A 24,432-nucleotide genomic window follows, 5' to 3' on the forward strand; every position below is an offset into this window, starting at 1 on the left:
CATCCGCGCCTTCATAACGGCCCACACTGCGCAAAGCCAGTGCCCTGTTGCCATGCCGCGCCGTCATCTGCTGGCACATATCCCGGCGCGCGCAAGGGGCCGTGCCCCCCGCCCCGCCTGATCACGCGCCCAGCCGTTCCAGCACGTTGGCAAAGGCCCAAGGCTCGCTCTCGATCAGGTCTTCGGGGAAATGCGACTGGCGATCGCTCAGCGGCGTCCAGTCGGTGTAATGCCCTTCGACCGGGCCCAGATACGCGCTCTGGACTTCAAGGCAACGGGCATGATCCATCTCGTCGGTTTCAACGATGCCGGCGCCGGGATTTTCCAGCGCCCAGACCATGCCCGCCAGAACGGCCGAGGTCACCTGCAACCCGGTGGCATTCTGATCGGGCGCCAGCGTCTTGGCGTCGTCGTTCGACAGGCGCGAGCCATACCAGAGCGCATTCTTGTCATGCCCGTAGAGCAGCACGCCCAATTCGTCGATTCCGTCAACGATTTCTTCCACGTCCAGAATGTGGTGCACCTGTTGCACCTGCCCCGATCCGAACATCTCATGCAGGCTGAGCACCGCGTCATCGCAGGGATGATAGGCGTAGTGCACAGTGGGGCGGAACGTGGGATGATCGCCGTCGCCAACGGTGTAATAGTCGGCAATCGACACGCTTTCATTGTGGGTCACCAGAAAGCCGAACTGCGGGCCCGGGGTCGGGCACCAGGTGCGCACGCGGGTGTTGGCGCCCGGTTGTTCCAGCCAGATCGCGCTTTTGCAGCCCTTGGCCTGGCGGTGGGCGTTGGGGGGGAACCATGGCTCCCAGCTGCCCCAGCCCAGTTCGGCCGGCTGGAACCCTTCGGCAATGAACCCTTCAACGGACCAGGTATTGACGAAATGGCCCGGCGCGCGCGGGGCGTGGCGCACCTGCGTGTCGCGCTCGGCGATATGCACGCCCTTGACGCCCAGTTTGTGCATCAGCGCGGCCCAGTCCTGACGGGTCTTTGGATCGGCCGCAACGCCCATATCATGCGCCAGTTTCTCAAGCCCCGCCTTGACGAACCAGCTGACCATGCCGGGATTGGCGCCGCAGCACGACACTGCGGTTGAGCCGCCCGGGTCGGCGGCCTTTTCATCGCGCACCGCCTGGCGCAGCGCATAATTGGTGCGCGCGGCGTTGTCCTCGGTGTCGAAATAAAACCCTTCCCACGGCTCGACGACCGTATCGATATAGGGCACGTCCATCTCGCGGCAGAATTTCATCAGATCCAGCGACGAGGTATCGACCGACAGGTTCACCACGAACCCCTGGCCGCGTTGCAGCAGCCCGCCCAGAACATCGCGGTAACTGGCCGGCGTCAGCGCGTCGCCCACGCGGCGGTAGCCCGCGGCCTGGATGGCGGGCGCGTTGGCCGCGTTCGGTTCGATGATGACCAGCTTGTCGCGGTCAAAGTCGAAATGCCGTTCGATCAGGGGCAGTGTTCCCCGGCCGATCGATCCGAAACCGATCATGACGATGGGGCCATCGATGCGCGCGTAGACGGGATAGCTCATGTCGCAAAACTCCTTCTTTCCAGCACCGCTAGCACGGGGTCGCATAGCGAAAAAGGTCTGCGTTGATCCGATCGCCCATTTCGCGCAGGCGTGGCGGGTTCGCCTAGAACCTGGCCGTTACCTGGCGCGGGCGCGGGCGATCATCGGGCCCATCGTCGCCCATCCGGGCCCATCGCCAAGAACAGCGGGCGGACCCGGGCCAGGTCGGTCCCGGTGCCGTCGATCCCCATCTGGTCGGTCCCCGTCGGTCGGTCCCGGTGTCGTCGGTCAAAACCTGCACGACAAGGATGGGCGCGGCGAGCGTTCGGGTCAGGGCCAGCTTCAGCCGCGCAAAAACCAACCCCAGATACATCGGCGCCAACAAAAAAGCCCGCCGCACTTGCGCGCGACGGGCCGAATTCGATGCGTTTCGCGTGAACCTTAGTTCTGTGCGTAGTATTCGATGACCAGGTTCGGTTCCATCATCACCGGGTAAGGCACATCGCTGAGACCCGGAGCGCGCACGAAGGTGGCTTTCATCTTCGAATGGTCAGCGTCGATATAATCGGGCACATCGCGCTCGGGCAGCTGAACGGCTTCCAGAACAACGGCCAGTTGCTTGGAACGGTCGCGCACTTCGATCACGTCGCCTTCCTTGACACGGTAGGACGGGATGTTGACGCGCTTGCCGTTCACCAGGACATGGCCGTGGTTGACGAATTGGCGGGCGGCAAAGACGGTCGGCACGAACTTGGCGCGGTAGACGACGGCGTCCAGGCGGCGTTCGAGCAGGCCGATCAGGTTTTCACCGGTGTCGCCCTTGACGCGTTCGGCTTCACCGAAGATGCGGCGGAATTGCTTTTCGGTCAGATCGCCGTAGTAGCCTTTGAGCTTTTGCTTGGCGCGCAGCTGCAGACCGAAATCCGACAGTTTGCCCTTGCGGCGCTGGCCGTGCTGGCCGGGGCCGTATTCGCGCCGGTTGACGGGCGACTTGGGGCGACCCCAGATGTTTTCGCCCATGCGGCGGTCGATCTTGTACTTGGCAGACGTGCGTTTGGTCACGGCTGGTCTCCTTTTGTGGCTGGCATCACAGCTTGCCCTGATTGCCGGTTCCCACTGTTCGGGCGGGATTTTCATCCCGGCGCGATCCATGAGGCCGACAGCAGCAAGCCACGTGCCGATGTAAAAGGGCGTTGTCCTTTGCCTTGCGGCCGACAGGCATTCCCTTGCGGGAGCCACCAACACCAAATGAAACCCGGCCGCTTTGACAAGCCGCCGGGATGGCGCGCTTATAAACGAGCTTGGGGGCGTGTCAAGCGCCCCTGTTTACAGGGCGCCGTGATTTGTATGGCCCCGTGGATTTACATAGCGCCGTGATGCAGGATTGCCGCCTCGGCCGATGTCAGCTGGCGCCGGGCAAACCCGCCATAATGATTGGGCGCGCGCGCAAGGTCGGGCATGGCGGCCATCAAACGGTGGCGCTGCGCCTCGGGCAGAGCATCCAGATCGGCGGTGTCCGGGTGAAAGCTTTCGGTTTCGACCCCATTGGCGAAAACAACCTGATGCGCGTCCAGCATCAAGTGCACGTAACTGACCTGGCGCAGTTGCCGATCAATCACGATCGTTCGGTCGTTGGCCAGATCGCGCGCGCAGGCCAGCACTTCGTCGGTGTTGAACAGCGCCCGCGCGACCGGACCGCGCACCACGATCCGGTGCTGGGGCGAAACAATCAGTTCATCGTCCGGCACATCAACCCCCAGCGCCGACGCCCGCAGCCGAACCGGGCGCAATTGGGGCATCGCATGCAACCGCGCCCCGGACAGGCGGCGCCCGCCGGTCCAGATCAATTCTTGTGGGCCGTTGTCCTTGGTCAAAATGCGGTCCCCCGCACGCAGAGTTTCGACCGGCACGCCCCCCTGTTCGGTCGCAATCCGGGTGCCGGGCGTGAAACAGACGACCGCGTCCTGCGCCGGGGCGCAATCGCGCCGGACCGGCTGCGCGTCGATCGACACGACCCATAAATCCCTGTCTGCCGGCGGGACCGGACCAAGGAACATGAGCAAGGGCGCGTGGCCCTGCTGGTCAATAAGGCATATCGTATAGCGCAGATGACCGTCCGTCACATCAAAAGACCCGTCGAAAAGACGGTTGCTTTCGTCCTCGGGGTCGTACACCCCGAAGTCCACCCTGTCCTTGGCGATACGCCGCACTTTATCCGCTGCGCGCTGGCGCAGATTGTCCATGCCCAAGGCGTCTTCCAGAATTAATATATCGCGCGCGCCATCTATCCGCGCCGCAGCCCCCGTCCAACGCCACGTGGCGCCGACGATCAACGCATCGACGGGGGCCCCGTGAATCCCGTCGAGCTCGGTTTGCGACCAGCAAATGACGAACGTGCCCCTCGTGCCCGTTCCCATACCCGTATTTCCTGCCGTTCATTTTATTATTAACAGAAGCTTAACAGGCAAAGTTGATCTTGTTAAGAAATGATTCGCATCGCTCAGAAGTTGATGCGAAATCGCACCGATCCGACCAATTGACCTTCGCGCTGACGCTCGAACTCGCGCCCCAGGAAACTGACCCCGGCAAAGCCGTCGGCCCCGACACTGCGAAAATGCATGCCGGCCCGGACGCGGCTGCGCAATGGTGTCAATTCATGCCCGTCGTCGGCCCGCAGATAGCGCGATTGCACCACCCGCGCGACATCGCCGCCCACGGTAAAACCCAGCCTGGGGCGCGGCGCCTTGTGCGTCGCCCTGTAAAGTTGGCCGGTGGTACTGTCGCGCACCAGCATGTCCCCCGCGCCGAGCCCTTTTAGGTGCACATCGACACCGGCGCGCGCAAAAGTCTCTGGCCCCGCTTCCAGTGCCACGAACGGGCGCATCAGCGTTGTGCCGGACACCTGCAAAAGCTGCCCAGCCTCAAATTCCGCGCGCGGATACACCGCGTTGGCGATCTGGTCGACCAACGGCCCGGCGACGGGAAAGCCCGCAATCCTGTGAAATTCACGTTGCAAATCATCCAGATGGGTGTGCGAGCCTGTAAAGGTGGCGCCGCCGCCAAGCATCAGTTCCGTGTTGCGCTTGCGCCAATGGCTGTGCACGCCAAAGGTGACGGCCCCCACGAAGCGGCGATCAGCGGGCGCCGGTGCGGGCGCCACAAGATTGGAGGGCGCGATGATTTCGGCGCCGAACCGGAATTCGACGATGTCGCCAATGTGCTCGGGCAGGCGCCCGTCCCAAGCCCGGCCGATCACATAGCTGTATTGAACGGCCCCGGTGCGCCACCGATCCTGACCGTCCACGATGCTGTCGTTCGAAAAAAGCGCGCCCATACCCAGCGCAGTGCGATCCCCCGCCGCGCCAGGACCAGCAGCCGCGCACATCAGCGCGACCAAGATGACATGAAAGAAAGCCCGCATTGCGCGCCCCCGATTTTGCCCTCTGGCACGTGTAGGGCATGATTGCCGCCCCCGCGAAAAGCCTGGCGCGCCCCCCGGCGCCCCCATGGTCATCGCGCCACAGGTCCGGGTTCGGCCTGAACCTGCGTGGCCATCGGCAGATGCACAGCGGGTTCGAACAAGGTGTAGCACGCACGGCCCTTGTGCTTTGACGCATAGAGCGCCGTATCGGCATCAGCCAGCATCCGGTCGGCGTCCGCCACAGCGTAGAGATTCGATGTCGTGATCCCGATCGATCCGGAAACCCGGCACCGATTGCCTTCGAAAATCACGGGCTCTTCCAGCTTGGCGATGATACGTTTTGCGATCCGGGCCAAGCGCTTGGGATCGATGGTGCCCGGCAGGATCAACACGAATTCGTCGCCCCCCACGCGCGCGATCGTGTCTTCGTCGCGGGTTTCGGCAACCAGGACCTGCGCGACCGCTTGCAACACATGGTCGCCCGCCGCGTGCCCAAGCGTGTCATTCACGTCTTTGAAAAAATCCAGATCCAGATGCATGAGCGCAAAGCAGCGGCCGCAGTTGATCAGCCGCGCCAGAACGTGATCCATGGCGCGCCGGTTCTTCAGCCCGGTCAAGGTGTCGGTGAACGCCTGTTCTTCGGCCGCGATCTTGGCACCCTGCAGGCGTTGGTTCAGCTGGCGGGATTCTTCGAGCACGGCAGACTTGGCTTCGACCAGATAAAGCAATTCGATGGTCAGGTCGGTGGCGGCGAAATCGCCAGATGTCAGCTGGTACTTGGCAACGGCGTCCACCACCGAAATGCCGAAACCAAGGTTCATGAATATCCCCCCCCCGTGGGGCACTGGCTGGATCGTGCCGCGCAAATCATGCCCGCCCAGCGACCGCATCCCCAGTTGGGCGCGACACCCGATGCAGTCCAACAGCCGGTCCACCGTATCCAGACCACGCGGTTTGCGCAGATCGAAAACCTGCCAGAAGCTCTGTCCGATCATCTGCCCCTGATTCTGCCCCTGATAGAGCTTGCGCAGCGTGGGGCCGGCCCGGACAATGTCGCCCCCCCGATCGATTTCCAAATGCATTGGCATCAACGTGTCGATAGTCACCTGCCCCAGCACCACCATGTCTTGTTCGGAAGTCATTGCGTCGCCTTTGCTGCCAAATCGAAACTTCTCCCTTCGGCGAAGGCCGCTTCCAACAGGCTGACGCCAATGCAATCGCTGCCGTCAATTTCGCCTTGATGTTCCAAAAGAACCAACGCGCCATAATCGTCGGCCATCGCCCGAAGGACCCCCACCATGACATATCCGAATCCGGGCATGCCCGGCCCGCATTTGACCGAAAAAGCGCCTGCGGTCACTTCGTCAACTTCGATACTGGGCAGGTCCATTTCGGGCACCGCCAGCCGGGCCCGGTCCTGCAGCTCGTCAAGGGAATGGAGAAATTCTTCAAACGTCTCACCGCCGAAACGCAGCAGGCGGCGCAGCGCTTCCCTATTGGGATGAGACACCAGGTAAGTCCCCAGATCCTCAAGCAGCGCATCTTGTGGTTTTCGCAATTGCGCGGACGCCGCGTCGAGCATCGCAAAGGACTGGGCGTCTTCGTAGATCAACATCGCTTCGAAATTGTCGTGGCCCAACTGCGCGTCTTCCGAAATCGCCGCCCAGGTGTTGACGCCGTAGGTGTCGCGCAGGAAGCATTGGATAGAGCGATTGATCAGACCGTGCATGTTTGGCCTACCTTTTACTACTTTGCGCAACCATAGGCATTTGGGTCTTAACAAACGGACAACAGGCATGGCCGAACCTGAGGAAATCTCGCGTCGTCAACACGTTGACACACCGCGCAGGATGTCTCAAACCGGGTTGTTATGGATAGCGACACATCATATCGCCTGCACGACTCGCTGGGTTATCAGTTATCGATGGCGGCGCGGGTGCAGGAACGGCGCCTGGACGAAGGATTGCGCCAGCTTGGCCTGACGCGCATGTCATGGTGCGTCTTGCTGGCCGTCGGCAGCGAAGGGCTGGAGCAGCCCTCGCTTATTGCGGAATTCGTCGGGATCGACCGCACCGCGACAAGCCGCATTCTTCGCACGATGGAAGGCGCCGGATTGATCGCGCGCATGTCGGAATCAGTCGATCGGCGCAAGACATCCGTGTCACTGACCGCGCGGGGCAAGGACGTTCTGGACAAGGGCGTGCCGCTGGCTGTCGACAACAATCAGATCATGTCCGCGCGCTTGACGGGCGACGAATTCACCGAACTGTCGCGCCTGTTGCAAAAGGTGCGCGCGGGCGAAGACACGCCGCTTTCGGGGATCTGAGCGGGTCAGGTCCAGTTCGGCAGATTGCCCCCCGGCAGCGCCATGCGGGCGGGCGCAACCCGGTCATAGGCCACGCCCGCCGCGTCGCAAAACCCGACGACCCACGCATCATCCATCAACAGGAAATCCAGCACCGAACCAAGGAATTCGGGTTCGCCGGCGCGGGCCGCGATATCCTGGGCCGATGCCCCGGTCGATCCCAGAAAAACTGGCAGCAACTCACCGTTTCCAGCAAGCCAGCCCAGCGCTTGGATCGCAATGACTTCGGCGGATTCCTGCTTCATGGCGCGCGTCCTGCCCTATCTGGTGAAACGGTTTCTTAACCTATCTCAACCATGTTTGGAAAAGACAACTAAAATTGGAACAAATGGGGAATGCGATGGCGGGGCGGATACTTCTTGTTGATGACGTTGCCACCAATCGCATCGTCATGAAAGTCAAGCTGGCCTCAGCGTTTTACGATGTTTTGCAGGCCGATAGCGCCCCCGAGGCCGAGCGGCTTGCGCTGGATGTGCGCCCGGACCTGATCATACTTGACGCCGTCTTGCGCCCCCATGGCGGCGCGGATCTGTGCCACAAGCTGAAATCCAACCCCCACACGCGCGACATTCCGATCATCGTGGTGACATCGCTGCACGACCGCCAGACCCGGCTGGCCGCGCTGGACGCGGGTGCGGACGAATTCCTGACCAAGCCGCTGGATGAGCTGAGCCTTCTGGCGCGGGTGCGCTCGCTTTTGCGGGCACGCGCCACGTCCGAAGAGCTTCGCCGCCGCCAGCACACCGCGCGCGAATTGGGATTCGCCGAACAGCCTGCGCCCTTCACCGTGCCGGGCCGCGTGGCCATCATCACCGCCGAAACCGACGAAGCCATTCGCTGGCGCGAACAGGTGCGCAAACATCTGCGCGATCGGGTCGATGTGATTCCCGCGGCGCAAGTGCTTGAGGCCCTGAACAGCATGAAAACCCCGCCCGATGCCTTTGTTATTTCGACAAATCTGGCCGAGGCGGGCAGCGGGCTTCGATTGCTGGCCGAACTGCGATCGCGCGAACAGACGCGCCATTCGGCGATCCTGATCGTGCACGAACCGCGCGATCGCAATTCGGCCATCATGGCGCTGGATCTGGGGGCCAACGATCTGCTTGCGCGCGGGTTCGATCCCGAAGAACTGGCCCTGCGGCTGCGCGGGCAGATGCGCCGCAAGCAAGAGGGCGACCGCCTGCGCACCAATGTCGAAGACGGGTTTCGCCTGGCCGTGACCGACCCTTTGACGGGGCTGTACAACCGGCGCTACGCCATGCCCCATCTGGGCAAGATCGCCGAACGCGCCCGCGCCCAGTCGCGCAGCTATGCGGTCATGCTGGTCGATCTGGACCGGTTCAAGTTCGTCAATGATACCTACGGCCACGCGGCCGGGGACCGGGTGCTTGTCGAAGTCGCCAAACGCCTGAAGGACAACCTGCGCAGCATCGATCTGGTGGCGCGGGTGGGGGGTGAAGAATTCCTTATCGCCCTGCCCGACACCGACCTTTACGAAGCCACCGTCACGGCCGAACGCCTGCGCCGAATTATCCAGCAAGATGCGATCACCCTTTGCAAAGGCCAGCCTGGCCTGACGATTACCGCGTCCATCGGCGTGGCGATGGGCGGACTCGATGCGACATCAAGCGACAAGGTCGAAGCGGTCATGAACGACGCGGATCGCGCGCTCTATGATGCCAAGGCCGAGGGCCGCAATCAGGTCAGCATGGGGCGGACGGCCGCCTGATCACTTGCGATCGCGCCAACCTTTTTCATCACGGTCCCGTCCTTTTTCATCACGGTCCCGTCGGTCGGGCCCACGGGTCAGGATCCCGTGCAACCGGTCGGCATAGTCTTTGCGGGCGTCAGGGTCCATGTCACGAATTTGATTGAGCAACAGCTCCTGTCCCTGCATCTGCATGGCGTTCAACCTGGATTGCCGCTGGTTCAGCAGGGCTTCCAACGCTTCGGGCTGGAACGGATCGGCCCGCAACACCGCTAGCAGCGCGTCATTCTGGCGATCCATCTCTTGGCGCACCTGCTTTCGATCCGGCATATGCGCGCGATACGCCCGGCCAAGGTCACGCCGGTCTTCCCGCTCGAACGCGGCGATAAAAGCGCCATAGCCAACATCGCGCGCCGCCAGATCCCGGGGCGGCGGGGCTTCCTTGAACCGGTATGCCGCCCCTGCGACCAGACCGATAATCAACAGGTTGATCGCAAGCGACACCACGGTCAGCACCCGCCACACATGAAACTTGCGCTTGGGCTGTGTTGCATCGGCCATGGTTTATCCTTCCTCGGCCAGATCGTAGAAACTGGCTGTCATATCGATGGTACTGTAGTCCCAATATGGGGTGCCCAGTACGTTCTGTGCCAAATCGTTCAACGGATCCGGCATGTAGATCCCGATGCTCAGCCCCGCAAAGGTGGCCGCGCCCAGCCCCGCCACGGCGCCCCAACCGCCCAGTGCGGCCAGCGCCGCGCGCCATCCGCGTCGACGGGCCGGGACCGGGGCCGCCTGGGCCACGGCAATCTGCGCCTCGGCATCGGCCATGATGCGCGCCATGAGATCGCCGCTGGGCACCGGGCCGTCCGCGCGCGCGGCGGAAAACAGATCGTCAAGCATGTCGTCGCTCCGATTAGCCATCCTCAAACCCCAATTCTTCCTTCTGGCCGGCCAACAGGCCAGCGAGCTTGCGTTTGCCCCGCGCTGTCAGACTTTCGACAGCTTCCACGCCGATTTCCATTACTTCGGCAATTTCGGGATTGGACATCCCTTCGATGTGGCGCAAAACCACCGCTTGCCGTTGCCGTTCTGGCAGTGCGCCCAGCGCCTTGTCCAGCGCAGCCACACGTTGCTTTTGTTCCATCGCCGCGTGCACCCCCGGGGTTGGATCCTGGGGTTCGGGCGCTTCGTCCAGTGGCACACCGCGCTTTTTACGTAGCCGATCGGTGCACAGGTTCGATGTCACGCGATAGAGCCAGGTTGTCACCTTGGCCTCGCCCTGGCGCCAATCGGGCGCGATCTTCCACAGCCGCATCATTGCTTCTTGCGCCACATCCTCGGCTTCCGCACGATCCCGTAACATACGGTTCGCAAAGCCGAAAACCCGCGGCGTCAGACGCAACGTCAGCGCGCGCGCGGCCAGCTGGTCGCCATTTCCATAGGCGATCAGCAATGCTTCGTCTGGCACATCGTTCAAGGCATCAAGCGGCATGTTCATCGCCTGTCAGTGCTATCCGTTCCCGCAGTTGCGGACAATCCTGGATGCCGGGCCACACCTTGGGCCCCGCATCCGCTGGTCAGTCGCGCGCCCGTAGGGCACAGGCGTGTGCCGGGCGCGCGACGCTCAGGTCCGGCGGGACTTACCGGCCGTCGCCCATGCGATGCGGGCGTTTGCCACCCGGTTCACCGCGTTTGTTGCTGCGTTCGGCAAAGCGCTCTTTCGCGGCGTCCAGTTCAGCCTCGCTCAGCGCGCCATCGCTGTCGGTGTCCAGACGCTGGAACATCCGGTCCATCGGCGTGGCAGTGCGCGCGGCCTGCATTTCGTCAAAGCTCAGTTCGCCGTCGCCGTTCTGGTCCATGCGTTCCACCATGGCCGCACGGCGCTGCGCGGCGCGCTCTGCCTTCTGGGCCTGCGACTGGGCGGTCAGTTCCTCGGCGGACAGGCTGCCATTGCCATCCGTATCGGCGGCCTCGAACCGGGTTTGCGCCAGCGCTTCGATTTCGGCCTGCGTAACCTTGCCATTGCTGTCCGCATCGGCGGCAGCGAAATCGAATCCGGGCCCGAAACCGCCCGATCCGCGCTGACCGTGACGCATAGAGCCGTCGTGGGCCGTCGCCAGACCAACCGATCCCAGAAGCGTTGCTGCAGCAAGGGTCGAAATCAAGATCTTCTTCATGTAGTCCTCCAAAGACTGCTTCTCGCGGTGCGTTGTTGCGCCATCGTATGGTGATCAAACGGGCAGGCCGGGCGTTTCCGTCGCGCGGTGTCGATATTTTTTTGCGGCGCGCCTGCGCGACACGCCGCCGCACGGACATTCTGCCCCCTTCTTCTGACGCTTCAGTTGCATATATTACGCTAAACCAACCTTTCGCCGGGCCGAATTGCGCCCCTTGCCAGTGAGGCGCCGAATGTCCGAACACCTGTTACAACCGACCCAAGACCGTCCGATGCACCCGACCTTGTGGCGCGGCTGGCGCCGTCGCTGCCCACAATGTGGCAACGGGCCGGTGTTGCGCGGGTATCTGAAGGTGCGCGAAGAATGCCCGGTTTGCGGACAGGATTTTACCGCTGCGCGCGCGGACGACGGGCCGGCCTATCTGACCATTCTGATCGTGGGGCATATCATGGCCCCGCTGCTGCTGTGGGGTTTTACCGTCTATCGCCCCGACCCGCTGGTGTTGTTTACGGTGTTCGCTGTGGGCTGCGTGACGCTGTCACTTTATCTGCTGCCGCGACTGAAAGGGGCGATCGTCGCCTTTCAATGGGCCAAGCGGATGCATGGGTTCGGCGCGGGATGACGCTTGCCCCACCTTGCGCGCAGGTCTAAGCTGCGCCCGATTGGGGAGGAATTGCATGACCGACAAATCAGCGATACGTAATGCCGCCACCGTGATCATGGTGCGCGATCCGGCCGGGGACCCATCGGTCCTGATGGGCCAACGCGGCGAAAAGGCCGCCTTTATGCCGAACAAGTTCGTCTTCCCCGGTGGCGCGGTCGATCCGGACGACGCCGTGGTTCCACTGGCCCGCCCAATGGGCGAACCATGTCGAACCCGTCTGGCCGAAGATGCGCTAAAGCCGCTGGATTTCGACAATCTGCACCACGCGCTGGCAACCGCAGCCATACGCGAGTTGTGGGAAGAAACGGGCCTGATCCTGGGGGCCCCGGGCACCTGGGATATCGCGCCGCCCGAAGACTGGGCCAGTTTCGCGGCCACCGGGCATGTGCCGACCGCCGCGCCTTTGCGCTTTTTCTTTCGGGCCATCACCCCGCCGGGGCGTCCGCGCCGGTTCGATGCCCGGTTCTTGTTGGCAGACGCGGCCGAACTGGCCTGCGATCCGGACGATTTCAGCCACGCTTGCGATGAATTAAGCCACCTGCAATGGATTCCGATCCAGGAAGTGCGCGGATTCAACCTGCCCTTCATTACCGAGGTTGTGCTGGCCGAACTGGTCAAGTCCCTGCCCCGAATCGAAGCGCCGCAAAGCGTGCCGTTTTTCCACAAAGGGGCCGAAGAACAGAAGTTTGGCCAACTGGGTGGGCGCGCGCTCTGATCCACGGCGGGGCCGGTGCATCACCGGCCCGCCATATCAGCACTGCCCGCCATCAGCGCCACCTGTCATCATCGTGGCCCGCCTTCACCGTTGACCTACAGCCTTTCCCGCCCCGTCCGGCGGCGGCAAATGTGCATGTCGCGCGGCCAGTTCCTGCAGCGTTTTCGCCACCGCCGGGGCTGGTGGGCAGGTCGAGCGGGTGGTCAGATCGACGTGCAGCATCAGGTTTTCCGCCGTCGCCAGCAGCGCATCGGCGCTGTGCATTTTGTGCCAGAGCGAAATTTTCTTGCCCTCGGCCAACAGCACGCGGGTGTCGATCCGGAACGACTGGCCGGCGTGGGCTTCGACAAGATGGCGAATGTGGGTTTCGACGGTAAACAGGCTCATCCCAGCGTCAATATAGGCCGCGTCGATCCCGACCGCCCCCATGAAGCGATCCGTGGCATATGCGAAAGCTTCGAGATATTTCGATTCGGTCATGTGGCCGTTGTAATCGGTCCAGTCGGCGGGAACGGCCATCGCCAGTGTCACCAGCGGTGTCTGGCCAAGGTCCGGTGGGCCACCAAGGGCTTCGAACTGGCGCAGCGGGGCCGCCTGGGGACGGTAGCGCGCGCGGGTCGCGCGCAGCAGGGCCACCATCAGGCGCGGATCATCGCGCGCCAGCAGCGCCGGCCCGACGCCCAATTGCAGCACTTGGTGCGGGGCGGACAACGCGTCAGCACTTTGCAGGGCGGCGCGCAGCCGCGCCCCCGCCCCTTGTGATGTCACAGGGACCATGCCGATGCGGTCAAGCACCTGGCGGGCGCGCGCCACCACCCCAGCCGGGTTCGCTGCCGTCGTGCCCAGTTCGACGACGGGCAGCAGGTATTCCGGCGCCTGCCCTTCTGCCACGATGACACAGGCGGGCACTGCGGCGCAGCCTTGCAGGTCTTTGATGTTTGTCCCGCCGGCGCTGGCGATGATCGCATCGCTGTGGGCCTGCGCGGTCTGGATCACCTGACGTTTCAGCGCCAGACGGTTTGGCAAAGCTTCGGTGATCCAGTCGGCATCGGCAACGGCCGCTGCAACCGAACCTGCCATGGTGATTTGCCCTTCGCCCGGCAGAGGCGCATCAAAGAGCCCGGCCAAAAGCGGGCGTGCGGTATCCAGCGCCTGGTTCGCCCGGTCCAATGCTGCGGGATCGCGATCAAACAGGTGCACATCCGCCCCCATCAGCGCCAGACGCGCCGCCCAGGGCGCGCCGCGCGCCCCGACGCCCAGAACCGCCGCCTTCATGAGCGCGACCGGCGCAAGCCCGCCGGATCATAGCCGTTGAAATCCAGGATGCGCCGCGCGGCGTCCATGCGGTCTTTGGGAATGTCGCGGGTGCGGTTCAGCACATAGGCGAATTCGCCGGACGGGGTGGCGATGACCGCGGTGCGATAACCGTCATCGACCCACAGCACCCACAAGGGCGCGCCATCGTCTGTCTGCAGCCGCCCCGGACCGATCAGACGGGCGACACGCTGGCGGGGGGTGGCATCACGGCATGGTCCTTCGGTCAGGGTCACGTCGCCGGTTTTCTGCACCGTCACGGTCAACGCGCCAATCGCGCAGGCGCCATCGTGGTACCCCGCGACCTCGTACCAGCGGCCCTGAAAGCGATTGACATCGAAACTGGCCATGCTGGCCATTTGCGCACCCGGCGCGCGCAACGAAGGCGTCTGCGCGGCGCAGCCGGCAAGGACCAGCGTTGTGACCAGCGATATGACAAGCGCGCGGATCATTCCAGGCACATGGTTGCCACGCGCCCGGTGCGGGTCAGGATTTCGTTGCAGCCGAACAGGGGCGCGACCGGCGCACAGCTGCGCGAGCGGGCAAGGCAGATGTTGGTGCTGCAGTCAGTTGATTTCTTGCACGATTGGCCAGCGTCTTTGGGCACGCGCAGGCACAGGTATCCGCCATCGGCCCCGCCCTTGGCCCATCTGCCGCCGTCCATCGTGCACTGCACCCGCGCCAGATCGCCGCCGTCGATGGCGTAGTTGGACAAGCCCGAAGGGGTCGGCGCTTCGGGTTGGCACGCAGCCAGCGCACCAATCGCAAAGATTGCCCCCAGTCGCTTTAACATGTCGCTGTGCCCCCTGGCGGATCATTTGCGTGCATAAGACAGGCAAGGGCAATCCGGTTCAATAGGGCATCGGGTGGCTCTTGTGCACGGTGTCGATATCGTTCAGCAGCTCTGGCGGCAGCCGAAGGTCGGCCGCCGCGATCGCCAGGTTCAGCTGCTGTATCGTCGTCGCCCCGAAAATCGACGCCCCCATGAAGGGCCGCGTCAGGGTCCAGGCCAGGGCCATTTGCGCCGGATCCATCTGATAGCGCTGCGCGATGGCGCGGTAGGCTTCGATGGCAGGCCACACCCGGTCGGTGACGCGCCCGCCCAGATTGGGTGCGAAAGACCGGCGCGACCCTTCTGGCGTGTCGTTCGGGCCGTATTTTCCCGACAACATGCCCGCCGCCATGGGTGAATAGGCAAGCAGCGCGACATCCTCGAAATGGGTCACTTCGGCCATATCCGTATCATAGAGGCGGCAGAGCAGAGAATATTCGTTCTGCACAGCCACGGGGCGCGGCCCGCCGGTTTCTTCGGCCAGGCGCAGCCACTGCATCGTGCCCCAGGCGCTGTCGTTGGACAGGCCCAGATAGCGGATCTTTCCCGCTTTGCGCGCCCGCTCTAATCCGGCCAGTGTGCCGCGGATGTGGTCCAGAACCGCTTCGCGTTCGCCTTTGGCAGCCCAGCCCCAATTCTGGCGAAAATGGAACGATCCGCGCATCGGCCAGTGCAATTGATACAGATCGATCACGTCGGTCTTGAGGCGCCGCAGCGAGGCGTCGATCAGGGTTTCGATATTATCCGGGCCATAGCCGTCGCCATCGCGGATCGCCTTGCTGTCGCCGCCCGCCTTGGTGGCCAGGATCACATCGTCGCGCCGGCCGGTCTTTTCGAACCAGTCGCCGATCACGCGCTCGGTATCGCCCACGGTTTCAGCGCGCACCGGGTTGACCGGGTACATTTCGGCCGTATCGATGAAATTGATCCCCGCGTCCAATGCGCGGTCAATCTGGGCGTGGCCTTGTTCGGCGGTGTTCTGGCTGCCCCAGGTCATCGAGCCGAGGCACAGTTCGGAAACGCGCAGGTCCGAGGCGCCGAGAGTACGGTATTTCATGGATGGTCCCTTTGTTGCTTCGCGCTGACCTAATGTGTTTTGCCGGCAAGGCAAAGCCCCGGACGGGTGGTGTTTTACGCGCCCTGGCGGATTGAGAACAAAAAGCGAACATGTTAGGGTGACGCATGTCGATTCCCACCGCCTTGTCCCGCAACGGGCCGCTCCGGTCCGACCGGTTCCAGCAGCCGTTCGTGGCGGATCTGACGCTGGGGCTTGGGCGGGTGCATGAGTTTTGCGGCGATGCGCGGCGGCGGCTGGCCCTGATGCTGGCAGCGCGCATGACGGGCGATGTGTTCTGGATCGCCCCCGCGTGGGAGCCGGCCCGACTGAACCCGCAGGGCTTTCACGATCTGGTCGAGCCGGCGCGCATCACCTTTGTGACCGTCAAGCGGGCCGAGGACCTGCTCTGGTGCATGGAAGAGGTGTTGCGATCCGGCGCAGTGCCCCTGGCGGTGGTCGATGTGCCGGGGTTGCCGCATCTGACCCCGGTGCGGCGCATGCATCTGGCGGCCGAGGCAGGGGCAGACCGCGGGGCGGTGCCCCTGGGCATACTGCTGACCCCGGGCGATGGCGGCGCGCAAGGCGTCGAAACCCGCTGGCGGCTGCGCGCGGCACATGCGCCGGGGCACGAGGCGTGGCACCTTACGCGGCTGCGCGCCCGCATGGCTGCGCCGCGCGACTGGCGCATGCAGCCGGGCGCACACGGCATGACCCTGACGCCCTGGCAAGGCGACACGGGGGGAAGGGGCGCGGCGCCCGCGCCGGGCACCCCCGGGGATATTTGAGAACAGAAGAAGAGCGCGGTCTTTTCCTTTGCGCCCCGGCGCGATAGAGGGGAACAAGTCGAACTCAAGGACCCGCCATGCAACGCACGCTGATCACATCTGCCCTGCCCTATATCAACGGGATCAAACATCTGGGAAACCTGGTGGGATCGCAGCTGCCCGCCGATCTTTATGCCCGCTATTGCCGGGCCCGCGGGCATGAGGTGCTGTTTCTTTGCGCCACCGACGAACATGGCACCCCGGCCGAAATTGCGGCCGAAAAGGCCGGCAAGGACGTGGCCGAATATTGCGCCGAATTGCACCAGGTTCAGGCCGATCTGGCCGAAGGGTTCCGCCTGTCGTTCGATCATTTCGGACGCTCGTCGTCCGAGCAGAACCGCAAGCTGACCCAGCATCTGGCCGCACGTCTGGACGACGCCGGGCTGATCGAAGAGATCGAAGAGCGGCAGATGTATTCGCCGACAGACGGGCGCTTTTTGCCCGACCGTTATATCGAAGGCACCTGCCCGAATTGCGGCTATGACAGCGCACGCGGCGATCAGTGCGACAACTGCACCAAGCAGTTGGACCCGACCGACCTGATCAACCCGCACTCGACCATCTCTGGGGCGACCGATCTGGAAGTGCGCACCACCAAACACTTGTTTCTCAAGCAATCCAAGATGCGCGATGCGCTGAGAGACTGGATTGACAGCAAGACCGATTGGCCGGTGCTGACGACGTCGATCGCCAAGAAATGGCTGAACGACGGCGACGGCCTGCAGGACCGCGGGATCACGCGCGACCTGAGCTGGGGCGTGCCGGTGCAAAAAGGCGACGCCCCCTGGCCAGGCATGGAAGGCAAGGTATTTTACGTCTGGTTCGACGCCCCGATCGAATACATCGCGTGCGGCGCGGAATGGGCAGATGCCAAGGGTTTGCCGGATCGCGACTGGCAACGCTGGTGGCGCACCGATGCGGGCGCCGAAGATGTTCGATATGTGCAATTCATGGGCAAGGACAACGTGCCGTTCCACACCCTGTCCTTTCCCGTCACGATGCTGGGGTCGGGCGAACCCTGGAAGATGGTCGACTATATCAAGTCGTTCAACTACCTGAACTATGATGGCGGGCAGTTTTCCACCTCGCGCGGGCGGGGGGTGTTCATGGACCAGGCCCTTTCGATCCTGCCCAGCGATTACTGGCGCTGGTGGCTGCTGAGCCATGCGCCCGAAAGCAGTGACAGCGAATTCACCTGGGAAAACTTCCAGACCTCGGTGAACAAGGATCTGGCCGACGTGCTGGGCAATTTCGTCTCACGGGTGACAAAGTTCTGCCGTGGCAAGTTCGGCGAACAGGTTCCGGGTGGCCCCGCTTATGGCCCGCAAGAAACCGCCCTGATGGACGAACTGCAATCGCGCCTTGAAGCCTATCAGGCCAATATGGACGCGATCGAAGTGCGCAAGGCCGCGACCGAGCTGCGCGCGATCTGGGTGGCTGGCAACGAATACCTGCAATCGGCCGCGCCTTGGACGACCTTCAAGACCGATCCGGAACAAGCCGCGATGCAAGTGCGCTTTGCGCTGAACCTGATCCCGTTCTACGCCGCGCTGTCGGCGCCGTTCATTCCCGATACCGCCGCCGCGATGGCCGAAGCGATGAACGTTGCGCCAGATTGGCCCAGCGACGTGCAAAGCGCCATGACCCGTCTGAGCGCTGGCGATGCATTCAGTGTGCCGGGGAACCTGTTCGCCAAGATCACCGACGAGCAGCGCGAGGACTGGCAGCAGAAATTCGCAGGGACGCGCGACTGAACGTTGCCCCACCCTGCCCGCTTGCGCTAGCGTCACCCCGTCTTAACCGGAGTGTCCCCATGCGTCTTGCCGCCCTTGCCTTGATCCTGTCGTCCACCGCCGCCCTGGCCGCCCCATGCGGCAACGACGCCAGCGGGTTTTTAGCGTGGAAACAAGCCTTTGCCAAAGAGGCCGCCCGCGAAGGGATCGGCGAAAAAGGGCTGGCCGCGCTGACCCGTGCCACCTACGCCGCACGCACCATCGCCGCCGATCGAAATCAGAAAAGCTTCAAATACAGCCTGGAAAAGTTCATGCAGGTGCGCGGTGCGGATGCCATCGTCGCGCAGGGGCGCCGCAACATCGCCAAATACCCCGACTTTTACGGCGCGCTTGAACGCATCTATGGCGTGCCGGCTGGCATCATCGTCGCAATCCACGGCATGGAAACGGGCTTTGGCAGGTTCATGGGCGATTCCCATGTCCTGTCGGCGACAACCACGCTGGCCTATGATTGCCGCCGCCCGGACTTTTTCCGCCCGCATCTGCTGGCGACGCTGAAGTTGATCGACCGCGGGGATATCAGCGCTAACGCGACCGGCGCCAAACATGGCGAACTGGGTCACACCCAGTTTCTTCCCGGCAACATATTGGCGTATGGTGTCGATGGCGACGGCAATGGCCAGGTCGATCTGACCGGCGTTTCCGATGCCCTTTCGTCCACCGCCAACTTTCTGCGCAGCAAAGGATGGCAACCCGGCAAGGGCTGGCAAGAAGGCCAGCCGAACTTTCGTGTGATCAAGGAATGGAACGCCGCCAGCGTCTATCAAAAAGCCATCGCGATCATCGCGGCCCGGATCGAGGCGTAGCGCCCGTGTCGCGCCCCCGCGTCGACTATGTTTGAATTCGTGCCATGACTGCCAACCGCCGCCCGCACGCAATGCCCGCAATGTCCGCTCCGGTCTGCTTGCCACTGGGCGCGGATGGCGTGCTGGTGAAATTCAGCCTGCACCCGGATCCGGCGGCTATGCGCGCGGCGCAGGCTTTTGGCGCCGCCATGCGCCGCGCACCGCCGGGCGGCGTGGTCGAAACCGCCGTGTCTCTGGTGTCGGTGTTCTTGCGGTTCGATCCGTTGGAAACCAGCCGTTTGGCCGTAACCAACGCCGTCAGCGCGACATTGACTGCGCATGACTGGGCCTGCACAGCCGGCCCGCCCGCCGCCCGGCGGTGGCGTATTCCCGCGGTCTTTGGCAACGATCACGGTCCCGCTCTGGCCGAAGCCGCCGCCTTGGCCGGGCTGAGCGAGGCCGAAGCGATCGAAAACCTGACTGGAACCGATCTGAGCGTGCTGGCCATCGGGTTCGCGCCCGGGCAGCCCTATTTGGGGCTGCTCGATGACCGGTGGGATCTTCCGCGCCTTGCCAACCTGACACCGCAGGTCCCGGCCGGGGCAATCGTCGTGGCGGTGCGCCAACTGGTTCTTTTTGCCAACCCGTCGACAACCGGCTGGCGCCACATCGGGCAAACCGCCTTTCGTCCGTTTGACAAGGACGCCGCGCCCCCCTTCGCGCTTGACGCCGGTGATGCCTTGCGCCTGCACGCCGTCAGCGCCGCAGACTTCGCTGAATTGGCCAAACAGCCGATGGGCGGCGCCACCTGCGAGGCGCTTGAATGACGGGCCGCATGACACTCCACAGGGCCGGACCAGCCACCAGCGTGCAAGATCTGGGACGCCCGGGCCTTGTCGGTGTCGGCCTGTCGCGGGGGGGCGCGATGGACCCTTTGGCACTGCAAGAAGCGGCGGCCCTGTTGGCGCTGCCCCGGCCTGTGGCGGCGCTGGAAATGGTGGGGCGCGGCGCGTGCCTGTCTGTCGATGCGCCGACGCGTATCGCGCTGACCGGTGCCCCGATGACGGCGCGGTTGAACACCGCCGAAATCGGCTGGAATCGCTCGGTGGCCCTTGCCCCCGGCGACCGGTTGGACATCGGCGGCGCGACGCGCGGGGTTTACGGCTATGTGTCCTGCGCAGGGGGATTTGCACAGCCGCATTGGCAAGACAGCCAGGCGGCCCATATTTCGGCAGGGATCGGCGGCTGGCTGAGCGACGGCACGGCGCTGAAACTGGGCCCAAACCCGCACCCCGCCGGGCCCGATCAACGCCTTTCCCCCGATGATCGGTTTGCCGGCGGCCCGATCCGCATCATGCCCGGCCCCCAGACTGCCCTGTTCGACGACTACACACTGGCCCGTTTTCTGGCAACCAAGTTTCGCATGAGTGCGCGCGCGAACCGGCAGGGCATCGCTCTGGAGCACGACGGCGAACCGTTTCGCTGCGCAGTTGCCGACGGCCTGGCTTCGGACTTCATCGTGGCGGGCGACATTCAGATCGCCGGCGCGGGACACCCGTACGTTCTGGCCAGTGAATGCCAGACGATCGGCGGCTATCCACGTATTGGAACCGTGATCCCGGCGGATCTTGCGACGCTGGTGCAATGCCAGCCCGGCCAAACCCTGACCTTCGACATGCTGAGCGTCGACGAGGCCGACGCCCTGGCGCGCGCCCAGCCCGATGCCGTTGCGGGCCTGCGCGCCAGGGTGCAACCCCTGGTGCGCGATCCCCATGACATCCCGGATCTGCTGAGCTACCAGTTGATCGACGGGGTGACCGCTGGACTTGACCCCGAAGGGACTGAACCATGACATCGACCGTCGATTTGAATGCGGATATGGGCGAAGGCATTGGAAACGATGCCGCGCTCTTGGACATTGTGACGTCAGCCAACATCGCGTGCGGCGGTCACGCCGGCGATGTCGACACGATGGCAGACACGATGAAAGCCGCATACGGCAAGGGTGTGTGGATCGGCGCTCATCCAGGGTTTTTCGATCGCGAAGGGTTCGGGCGCGCCCGCCAAACCCTGAGCGCGGATCAGTTGCGGTCGCTGATCGCCTATCAACTGGGCGCGGCCCTGGGGATCGGGGCGGAAATTGGCGTGCCTCTGCGCCACCTCAAACTGCACGGGGCCTTGGCGAACATGGCCGCCGAAGACATCGGGATTGCCCGCGCGTGTTTTGCCGCCGCGCGCGCTTTGGCCCCGCAGATTGTTCTGATGGCAATGGCCGGCACGCAGCAAGAGCGCGCCGCGCGCGAACTGGGCGGCGCCTGGGTGGGCGAAGTTTTTGGTGACCGCGCCTATGGCGAAGACGGCACGCTGTTGGACAGATCGCACCCCTCAGCGGTGCTTCACGACGCGACCGAGGCGGCCGAGCGCATCGCCGACATGGTGCGCCAGAGCAGTATCGTGACCCTGTCGGGCAAGCTGATCCCAACGAAAATCGATACCATTTGCGTTCACGGAGACACCCCCGAAGCGGTCGAGATGGCCCGCAAAATACGCGCGCGCCTGCTGCAAATGGACGTGGCCGTGGCCCCGTTTTGACGTTGGTGCGGGCGGTGGGACTCGAACCCACACGGCACAAAGGCCTTCGGATTTTAAGTCCGATATGTCTACCATTCCATCACGCCCGCACCGGCGCGGGGTCAACCCCATGACTTACTACCCAAAGCCACCAGCAACGACAATGCGTTGCTTGACGCCATCGCACCAACAGATAGACCTGAGCCATGTTTCCGATACGTGATCACAATCCATCCCTGCAACGGCCCTTTGTGACCATCACGCTTATCTTGATCAATGTCTGGGTTTTCATCGCCGCGTTGCCCCTGGCCGCTGATCAACAAAGCCTGATGAGCTTTTATGGCCAATACGCGTTGATCCCCGCGCGGATTTCATCGGGCGATGGAATGGAAACCTTTGTGACATCGATGTTTTTGCATGGCAGCTTCATGCATCTGGCCGGCAACATGCTGTTTTTATGGATCTTCGGCGATAACCTGGAAGAGCAACTGGGCCATATCGGGTTCGTGATGTTCTACCTTGCCGCGGGCGTCGGGGCTGCGTTGTTGCAGTTCATCACCGCGCCGTTTTCCGGTGTTCCGGTCGTCGGGGCGTCGGGCGCGATTGCGGGGGTCATGGGCGGCTACCTGTTGTTGTTTCCCAGGGCGCGCGTCGACGTGCTGTTCATCTTCATCATTTTTTTCAAGGTGTTTTCCGTTCCAGCCTGGCTCATGCTGGGACTGTGGTTCGCCATGCAGCTCTTTTTCGGCGTCACGACCGATGCGGGCAATGGCGGGGTGGCCTATTGGGCACATGCGGGCGGCTTTATCGTTGGCTTTTTGTGGGTGCTGCCGCTTTGGCGCCGAAAAGGGGGGCGCGCTTTTTGGCATACCAATGAAGGACATCCGCCGCACCCCGAAGCGAAATACGACCTTTCGCGCACATCCATACCCCGTGCAGGCCGACGCCGCTAAAGGAAAAAGGCGACCCTAAGGCCGCCTTTTCAAAACATAGATTGTGAAACGTGGTCTCTACAAGACGCGATCAGTTCACGTTCGCGGCCATACTCCCCACGGTCGTGTTGATGTCACCGGCCAGGCTGGTGGCACCGCCCGCCACGGTTGTGAGGACGGCCACGCCCAGACCAACAAGTGCGGCTGTCAACACAACCCAATCCACGGTCACTGCGCCGGCTTCATCGCGGACGAAACCCCTGACACGGGCAAATATTTGTTCTTTTTTCACGGTGCTCTCCTGAAAGGCTCAGACACAATGTGGCCCCCAACTCTGGCGCAAATCGGGCATCAAAAACCAATAATTATGTTTTTTGAATCGCCCGGCACGACAAATCTGGCAGGCCGGGCCACTTGTCCAAAATCGCGCAACAATCGCGTGAACCGGTGTCAGTTCCGGATGATTTTGGCCAAAGCACCAAACAGGTCGGAATTCGCGCAAATCAGCTCGCCATCCGCCAGGGCATCGCCTTCGGGGGCCAGCGCTTCAACGAAACCACCGGCCTCGCGCACCAGCAAAAGACCTGCAGCGATGTCCCAGGAATGCAGCCTGCGTTCCCAAAATCCATCGTACCGGCCAGCCGCCACATACGCCAGATCCAGCGCCGCCGCGCCCCAACGCCGCACGCCCGCACATGCGGGCAACAGCCGCGCAAGATCCTGCAGCGTATCGGGCAGATCGGCCCGGCCAGCAAACGGCAGGCCGGTCGCGAAAATCGCTTCGTTCATGCGCTTGCGCGCGGACACACGAATGCGGGTTTCGTTCATCCACGCACCTGCGCCCTTCTCGGCCCAGAACAGTTCATCCTTGGCCGGGTCGTACACCACGCCAGCCACGATTTCGCCCTTGTGCTCAAGCGCGATGGACACCGCCCAATGGGGCAACCCGTGCAGAAAGTTCGTGGTTCCGTCCAGAGGATCGACAATCCAGCGCCGCGTCGGGTCCTTGCCGTCGATGTCTTCGCTTTCCTCGCCGCACCAGCCATAGTTCGGGCGCGCTTCCATCAGTTCTTCGCGAATGATGTTTTCCGCCGCCACGTCGGCCCGGCTGACAAAATCACCGGCCCCCTTCAGCGACACCTGCAGGTTTTCAACCTCTTGGAAATCCTTGACCAACGATCGCCCCGCCTTGCGCGCGGCTTTCATCATCACGTTGATATTGGCACTGCCCTGCATGTCCGGCTCCTGTCTGTCAGGCCGCGCGTATAAGCCCGCAGGCCGTGGAATCCAAGAGCCGAGTGTACGGCGAACCGCTTTAGGGGGCATTGCAGGTGAATTTCCCCGTGATCTGTTGGCAAGGCTTTGTCAAAACTGAACGTGCAAGTCGACTGTTCAGGCGGCGGCACATAACAATACGGGCCCAACGTGCCCGAACAGAGGGTAGAACATGGAAGCGATTATCGGACAATTGGTCGGCGGCGTCCTGGGTGGCATGGGCGGCGGCAAGGCTGTTCCTTCGGCCAACATGGGGTCGTTGGGGAACGTGCTGGCCGGGGCGGCTGGCGGTCTGGCCGGCGGCGGTCTGCTTGGCAGCCTGATGGGCGGCGCCGCAGGCGACGTGGCCGCAGCCGCGGGCGGTCTGGACATTGCCGCGCTGGCATCGAACCTTGTTGGTGGCGGCGTCGGCGGGCTTGTCGTTCAGGTTGTGATCGGCATAATCGTCAAGAAACTGAGGGGCTAACGCCCTTT

The 24,432-nt window shown here is 63.3% G+C and carries 29 protein-coding genes and 1 tRNA gene; 12 read left to right on the forward strand and 18 right to left on the reverse strand.

Annotation, left to right across the window (positions count from 1 at the left end; all coding sequences use genetic code 11):
• Window positions 1-121: 121 nt before the first annotated feature.
• The 6 genes from ACP2AV_RS04140 to ACP2AV_RS04165 all read right to left on the reverse strand — a co-directional run bounded on the left by ACP2AV_RS04140 (window position 122) and on the right by ACP2AV_RS04165 (window position 6,672).
• Window positions 122-1,543, reverse strand: a complete 1,422-nt coding sequence (locus ACP2AV_RS04140) for a homospermidine synthase (RefSeq protein WP_426371422.1) — start codon at window positions 1,541-1,543, stop codon at window positions 122-124.
• Between the two features lie 420 nt (window positions 1,544-1,963).
• Entirely contained in the window at window positions 1,964-2,584 is a 621-nt protein-coding gene (gene rpsD / locus ACP2AV_RS04145) for a 30S ribosomal protein S4 (RefSeq protein WP_426371423.1), read from the reverse strand.
• A gap of 299 nt (window positions 2,585-2,883) precedes the next feature.
• On the reverse strand, window positions 2,884-3,939 hold the full coding sequence (locus ACP2AV_RS04150; RefSeq protein WP_426371424.1) for a Hint domain-containing protein: 1,056 nt from the start codon (window positions 3,937-3,939) through the stop codon (window positions 2,884-2,886).
• A gap of 83 nt (window positions 3,940-4,022) precedes the next feature.
• Window positions 4,023-4,943, reverse strand: coding sequence for a lipid A-modifier LpxR family protein (locus tag ACP2AV_RS04155; protein WP_426371425.1), 921 nt, complete (start codon window positions 4,941-4,943; stop codon window positions 4,023-4,025).
• A gap of 89 nt (window positions 4,944-5,032) precedes the next feature.
• A complete protein-coding gene (locus tag ACP2AV_RS04160; RefSeq protein WP_426371426.1) occupies window positions 5,033-6,085 on the reverse strand; it encodes a diguanylate cyclase domain-containing protein in 1,053 nt (350 codons plus the stop codon).
• Window positions 6,082-6,672, reverse strand: a complete 591-nt coding sequence (locus ACP2AV_RS04165; protein ID WP_426371427.1) for a heme NO-binding domain-containing protein — start codon at window positions 6,670-6,672, stop codon at window positions 6,082-6,084. The genes ACP2AV_RS04160 and ACP2AV_RS04165 overlap by 4 nt, the downstream gene beginning before the upstream one ends.
• Window positions 6,673-6,813: 141 nt before the next feature.
• Between ACP2AV_RS04165 and ACP2AV_RS04170 the strand changes: the two genes are divergently transcribed.
• Window positions 6,814-7,269, forward strand: coding sequence for a MarR family winged helix-turn-helix transcriptional regulator (locus tag ACP2AV_RS04170; protein WP_426371428.1), 456 nt, complete (start codon window positions 6,814-6,816; stop codon window positions 7,267-7,269).
• A gap of 5 nt (window positions 7,270-7,274) precedes the next feature.
• Here ACP2AV_RS04170 and ACP2AV_RS04175 read toward each other — a convergent pair whose 3' ends face one another.
• Entirely contained in the window at window positions 7,275-7,553 is a 279-nt protein-coding gene (locus ACP2AV_RS04175; RefSeq protein ID WP_426371429.1) for a DUF3572 domain-containing protein, read from the reverse strand.
• An 83-nt stretch (window positions 7,554-7,636) separates the two neighbouring features.
• Between ACP2AV_RS04175 and ACP2AV_RS04180 the strand changes: the two genes are divergently transcribed.
• Window positions 7,637-9,037 carry a diguanylate cyclase gene (locus tag ACP2AV_RS04180; protein ID WP_426371430.1) on the forward strand — a complete coding sequence of 467 codons (1,401 nt, stop codon included), beginning with the start codon at window positions 7,637-7,639 and terminating at the stop codon, window positions 9,035-9,037.
• Here ACP2AV_RS04180 and ACP2AV_RS04185 read toward each other — a convergent pair whose 3' ends face one another.
• The 4 genes from ACP2AV_RS04185 to ACP2AV_RS04200 form a co-directional block, all read right to left on the reverse strand.
• Window positions 9,038-9,577 carry a periplasmic heavy metal sensor gene (locus ACP2AV_RS04185; protein ID WP_426371431.1) on the reverse strand — a complete coding sequence of 180 codons (540 nt, stop codon included), beginning with the start codon at window positions 9,575-9,577 and terminating at the stop codon, window positions 9,038-9,040.
• A gap of 3 nt (window positions 9,578-9,580) precedes the next feature.
• Window positions 9,581-9,919 (reverse strand): dihydroorotate dehydrogenase, encoded by a 339-nt coding sequence (locus ACP2AV_RS04190; RefSeq protein WP_426371432.1) that lies wholly within the window; start codon window positions 9,917-9,919, stop codon window positions 9,581-9,583.
• A gap of 13 nt (window positions 9,920-9,932) precedes the next feature.
• Window positions 9,933-10,517 (reverse strand): RNA polymerase sigma factor, encoded by a 585-nt coding sequence (locus ACP2AV_RS04195; protein ID WP_426371433.1) that lies wholly within the window; start codon window positions 10,515-10,517, stop codon window positions 9,933-9,935.
• A 142-nt stretch (window positions 10,518-10,659) separates the two neighbouring features.
• Window positions 10,660-11,196, reverse strand: a complete 537-nt coding sequence (locus ACP2AV_RS04200; RefSeq protein WP_426371434.1) for an EF-hand domain-containing protein — start codon at window positions 11,194-11,196, stop codon at window positions 10,660-10,662.
• A 232-nt stretch (window positions 11,197-11,428) separates the two neighbouring features.
• Between ACP2AV_RS04200 and ACP2AV_RS04205 the strand changes: the two genes are divergently transcribed.
• Both ACP2AV_RS04205 and ACP2AV_RS04210 read left to right on the forward strand, forming a co-directional pair.
• Window positions 11,429-11,818 (forward strand): DUF983 domain-containing protein, encoded by a 390-nt coding sequence (locus tag ACP2AV_RS04205; RefSeq protein WP_426371435.1) that lies wholly within the window; start codon window positions 11,429-11,431, stop codon window positions 11,816-11,818.
• Between the two features lie 55 nt (window positions 11,819-11,873).
• Window positions 11,874-12,575: an NUDIX hydrolase gene (locus ACP2AV_RS04210; protein ID WP_426371436.1), complete on the forward strand. Its 702-nt coding sequence runs from the start codon at window positions 11,874-11,876 to the stop codon at window positions 12,573-12,575.
• Window positions 12,576-12,659: 84 nt separating this feature from the next.
• On the opposite strand, the gene ACP2AV_RS04215 is transcribed toward ACP2AV_RS04210, so the two are convergent.
• The 4 genes from ACP2AV_RS04215 to ACP2AV_RS04230 are packed head-to-tail and all read right to left on the reverse strand — an operon-like array spanning window position 12,660 to window position 15,778.
• Window positions 12,660-13,850 carry a thioesterase family protein gene (locus ACP2AV_RS04215; protein WP_426371437.1) on the reverse strand — a complete coding sequence of 397 codons (1,191 nt, stop codon included), beginning with the start codon at window positions 13,848-13,850 and terminating at the stop codon, window positions 12,660-12,662.
• The gene (locus ACP2AV_RS04220) at window positions 13,847-14,341 is read right to left on the reverse strand and encodes a lipocalin family protein (protein WP_426371438.1); all 495 of its coding nucleotides are present in this window, start codon (window positions 14,339-14,341) and stop codon (window positions 13,847-13,849) included. The genes ACP2AV_RS04215 and ACP2AV_RS04220 overlap by 4 nt, the downstream gene beginning before the upstream one ends.
• A complete protein-coding gene (locus tag ACP2AV_RS04225; RefSeq protein ID WP_426371439.1) occupies window positions 14,338-14,682 on the reverse strand; it encodes a hypothetical protein in 345 nt (114 codons plus the stop codon). The genes ACP2AV_RS04220 and ACP2AV_RS04225 overlap by 4 nt, the downstream gene beginning before the upstream one ends.
• Before the next feature lie 58 nt (window positions 14,683-14,740).
• The gene (locus ACP2AV_RS04230; RefSeq protein ID WP_426371440.1) at window positions 14,741-15,778 is read right to left on the reverse strand and encodes an aldo/keto reductase; all 1,038 of its coding nucleotides are present in this window, start codon (window positions 15,776-15,778) and stop codon (window positions 14,741-14,743) included.
• Window positions 15,779-15,903: 125 nt separating this feature from the next.
• Between ACP2AV_RS04230 and ACP2AV_RS04235 the strand changes: the two genes are divergently transcribed.
• The 6 genes from ACP2AV_RS04235 to ACP2AV_RS04260 all read left to right on the forward strand — a co-directional run bounded on the left by ACP2AV_RS04235 (window position 15,904) and on the right by ACP2AV_RS04260 (window position 21,772).
• Window positions 15,904-16,563 carry an ImuA family protein gene (locus ACP2AV_RS04235; protein ID WP_426371441.1) on the forward strand — a complete coding sequence of 220 codons (660 nt, stop codon included), beginning with the start codon at window positions 15,904-15,906 and terminating at the stop codon, window positions 16,561-16,563.
• Window positions 16,564-16,640: 77 nt separating this feature from the next.
• Window positions 16,641-18,356 carry a methionine--tRNA ligase gene (gene metG, locus ACP2AV_RS04240; RefSeq protein ID WP_426371442.1) on the forward strand — a complete coding sequence of 572 codons (1,716 nt, stop codon included), beginning with the start codon at window positions 16,641-16,643 and terminating at the stop codon, window positions 18,354-18,356.
• 59 nt (window positions 18,357-18,415) lie between these two features.
• Window positions 18,416-19,201, forward strand: coding sequence for a lytic murein transglycosylase (locus ACP2AV_RS04245; protein WP_426371443.1), 786 nt, complete (start codon window positions 18,416-18,418; stop codon window positions 19,199-19,201).
• A gap of 80 nt (window positions 19,202-19,281) precedes the next feature.
• Window positions 19,282-20,007 (forward strand): 5-oxoprolinase subunit B family protein, encoded by a 726-nt coding sequence (locus tag ACP2AV_RS04250; RefSeq protein ID WP_426371444.1) that lies wholly within the window; start codon window positions 19,282-19,284, stop codon window positions 20,005-20,007.
• Between the two features lie 8 nt (window positions 20,008-20,015).
• Window positions 20,016-21,032 (forward strand): biotin-dependent carboxyltransferase family protein, encoded by a 1,017-nt coding sequence (locus ACP2AV_RS04255; protein ID WP_426371445.1) that lies wholly within the window; start codon window positions 20,016-20,018, stop codon window positions 21,030-21,032.
• Complete coding sequence (locus tag ACP2AV_RS04260) at window positions 21,029-21,772, forward strand: LamB/YcsF family protein (RefSeq protein ID WP_426371446.1); 744 nt, start codon at window positions 21,029-21,031, stop codon at window positions 21,770-21,772. Before ACP2AV_RS04255 ends, ACP2AV_RS04260 begins: the two co-directional genes overlap by 4 nt.
• Before the next feature lie 3 nt (window positions 21,773-21,775).
• Here ACP2AV_RS04260 and ACP2AV_RS04265 read toward each other — a convergent pair.
• Window positions 21,776-21,861, reverse strand: a tRNA-Leu gene (locus tag ACP2AV_RS04265).
• A gap of 96 nt (window positions 21,862-21,957) precedes the next feature.
• Here ACP2AV_RS04265 and ACP2AV_RS04270 point away from each other — a divergent pair.
• Window positions 21,958-22,704: a rhomboid family intramembrane serine protease gene (locus ACP2AV_RS04270; protein WP_426371447.1), complete on the forward strand. Its 747-nt coding sequence runs from the start codon at window positions 21,958-21,960 to the stop codon at window positions 22,702-22,704.
• A 70-nt stretch (window positions 22,705-22,774) separates the two neighbouring features.
• Here the strand turns inward: ACP2AV_RS04270 and ACP2AV_RS04275 are convergent, their stop codons facing one another.
• A complete protein-coding gene (locus ACP2AV_RS04275) occupies window positions 22,775-22,975 on the reverse strand; it encodes a hypothetical protein (protein ID WP_426371448.1) in 201 nt (66 codons plus the stop codon).
• 158 nt (window positions 22,976-23,133) lie between these two features.
• Entirely contained in the window at window positions 23,134-23,919 is a 786-nt protein-coding gene (locus ACP2AV_RS04280; protein WP_426371449.1) for an inositol monophosphatase family protein, read from the reverse strand.
• Between the two features lie 211 nt (window positions 23,920-24,130).
• Between ACP2AV_RS04280 and ACP2AV_RS04285 the strand changes: the two genes are divergently transcribed.
• The gene (locus ACP2AV_RS04285) at window positions 24,131-24,424 is read left to right on the forward strand and encodes a hypothetical protein (RefSeq protein ID WP_426371450.1); all 294 of its coding nucleotides are present in this window, start codon (window positions 24,131-24,133) and stop codon (window positions 24,422-24,424) included.
• Window positions 24,425-24,432: the final 8 nt, after the last annotated feature.

It is taken from the genome of Aliiroseovarius sp. PTFE2010 (assembly GCF_049943335.1).
In the GTDB taxonomy this organism is placed as follows: domain Bacteria; phylum Pseudomonadota; class Alphaproteobacteria; order Rhodobacterales; family Rhodobacteraceae; genus JBNFVY01.

Bases quoted from the DNA above. Each gene is read 5' to 3' on its own strand.
- ACP2AV_RS04140 (WP_426371422.1), bottom strand. From the start codon at position 1,543: ATGAGCTATCCCGTCTACGCGCGCATCGATGGCCCCATCGTCATGATC.
- ACP2AV_RS04150 (WP_426371424.1), bottom strand. From the start codon at position 3,939: ATGGGAACGGGCACGAGGGGCACGTTCGTCATTTGCTGGTCGCAAACC.
- ACP2AV_RS04155 (WP_426371425.1), bottom strand. From the start codon at position 4,943: ATGCGGGCTTTCTTTCATGTCATCTTGGTCGCGCTGATGTGCGCGGCT.
- ACP2AV_RS04160 (WP_426371426.1), bottom strand. From the start codon at position 6,085: ATGACTTCCGAACAAGACATGGTGGTGCTGGGGCAGGTGACTATCGAC.
- ACP2AV_RS04165 (WP_426371427.1), bottom strand. From the start codon at position 6,672: ATGCACGGTCTGATCAATCGCTCTATCCAATGCTTCCTGCGCGACACC.
- ACP2AV_RS04170 (WP_426371428.1), top strand. From the start codon at position 6,814: ATGGATAGCGACACATCATATCGCCTGCACGACTCGCTGGGTTATCAG.
- ACP2AV_RS04175 (WP_426371429.1), bottom strand. From the start codon at position 7,553: ATGAAGCAGGAATCCGCCGAAGTCATTGCGATCCAAGCGCTGGGCTGG.
- ACP2AV_RS04180 (WP_426371430.1), top strand. From the start codon at position 7,637: ATGGGGAATGCGATGGCGGGGCGGATACTTCTTGTTGATGACGTTGCC.
- ACP2AV_RS04185 (WP_426371431.1), bottom strand. From the start codon at position 9,577: ATGGCCGATGCAACACAGCCCAAGCGCAAGTTTCATGTGTGGCGGGTG.
- ACP2AV_RS04190 (WP_426371432.1), bottom strand. From the start codon at position 9,919: ATGCTTGACGATCTGTTTTCCGCCGCGCGCGCGGACGGCCCGGTGCCC.
- ACP2AV_RS04195 (WP_426371433.1), bottom strand. From the start codon at position 10,517: ATGAACATGCCGCTTGATGCCTTGAACGATGTGCCAGACGAAGCATTG.
- ACP2AV_RS04200 (WP_426371434.1), bottom strand. From the start codon at position 11,196: ATGAAGAAGATCTTGATTTCGACCCTTGCTGCAGCAACGCTTCTGGGA.
- ACP2AV_RS04205 (WP_426371435.1), top strand. From the start codon at position 11,429: ATGTCCGAACACCTGTTACAACCGACCCAAGACCGTCCGATGCACCCG.
- ACP2AV_RS04210 (WP_426371436.1), top strand. From the start codon at position 11,874: ATGACCGACAAATCAGCGATACGTAATGCCGCCACCGTGATCATGGTG.
- ACP2AV_RS04215 (WP_426371437.1), bottom strand. From the start codon at position 13,850: ATGAAGGCGGCGGTTCTGGGCGTCGGGGCGCGCGGCGCGCCCTGGGCG.
- ACP2AV_RS04220 (WP_426371438.1), bottom strand. From the start codon at position 14,341: ATGATCCGCGCGCTTGTCATATCGCTGGTCACAACGCTGGTCCTTGCC.
- ACP2AV_RS04225 (WP_426371439.1), bottom strand. From the start codon at position 14,682: ATGTTAAAGCGACTGGGGGCAATCTTTGCGATTGGTGCGCTGGCTGCG.
- ACP2AV_RS04230 (WP_426371440.1), bottom strand. From the start codon at position 15,778: ATGAAATACCGTACTCTCGGCGCCTCGGACCTGCGCGTTTCCGAACTG.
- ACP2AV_RS04235 (WP_426371441.1), top strand. From the start codon at position 15,904: ATGTCGATTCCCACCGCCTTGTCCCGCAACGGGCCGCTCCGGTCCGAC.
- metG (WP_426371442.1), top strand. From the start codon at position 16,641: ATGCAACGCACGCTGATCACATCTGCCCTGCCCTATATCAACGGGATC.
- ACP2AV_RS04245 (WP_426371443.1), top strand. From the start codon at position 18,416: ATGCGTCTTGCCGCCCTTGCCTTGATCCTGTCGTCCACCGCCGCCCTG.
- ACP2AV_RS04250 (WP_426371444.1), top strand. From the start codon at position 19,282: ATGTCCGCTCCGGTCTGCTTGCCACTGGGCGCGGATGGCGTGCTGGTG.
- ACP2AV_RS04255 (WP_426371445.1), top strand. From the start codon at position 20,016: ATGACACTCCACAGGGCCGGACCAGCCACCAGCGTGCAAGATCTGGGA.
- ACP2AV_RS04260 (WP_426371446.1), top strand. From the start codon at position 21,029: ATGACATCGACCGTCGATTTGAATGCGGATATGGGCGAAGGCATTGGA.
- ACP2AV_RS04270 (WP_426371447.1), top strand. From the start codon at position 21,958: ATGTTTCCGATACGTGATCACAATCCATCCCTGCAACGGCCCTTTGTG.
- ACP2AV_RS04280 (WP_426371449.1), bottom strand. From the start codon at position 23,919: ATGCAGGGCAGTGCCAATATCAACGTGATGATGAAAGCCGCGCGCAAG.
- ACP2AV_RS04285 (WP_426371450.1), top strand. From the start codon at position 24,131: ATGGAAGCGATTATCGGACAATTGGTCGGCGGCGTCCTGGGTGGCATG.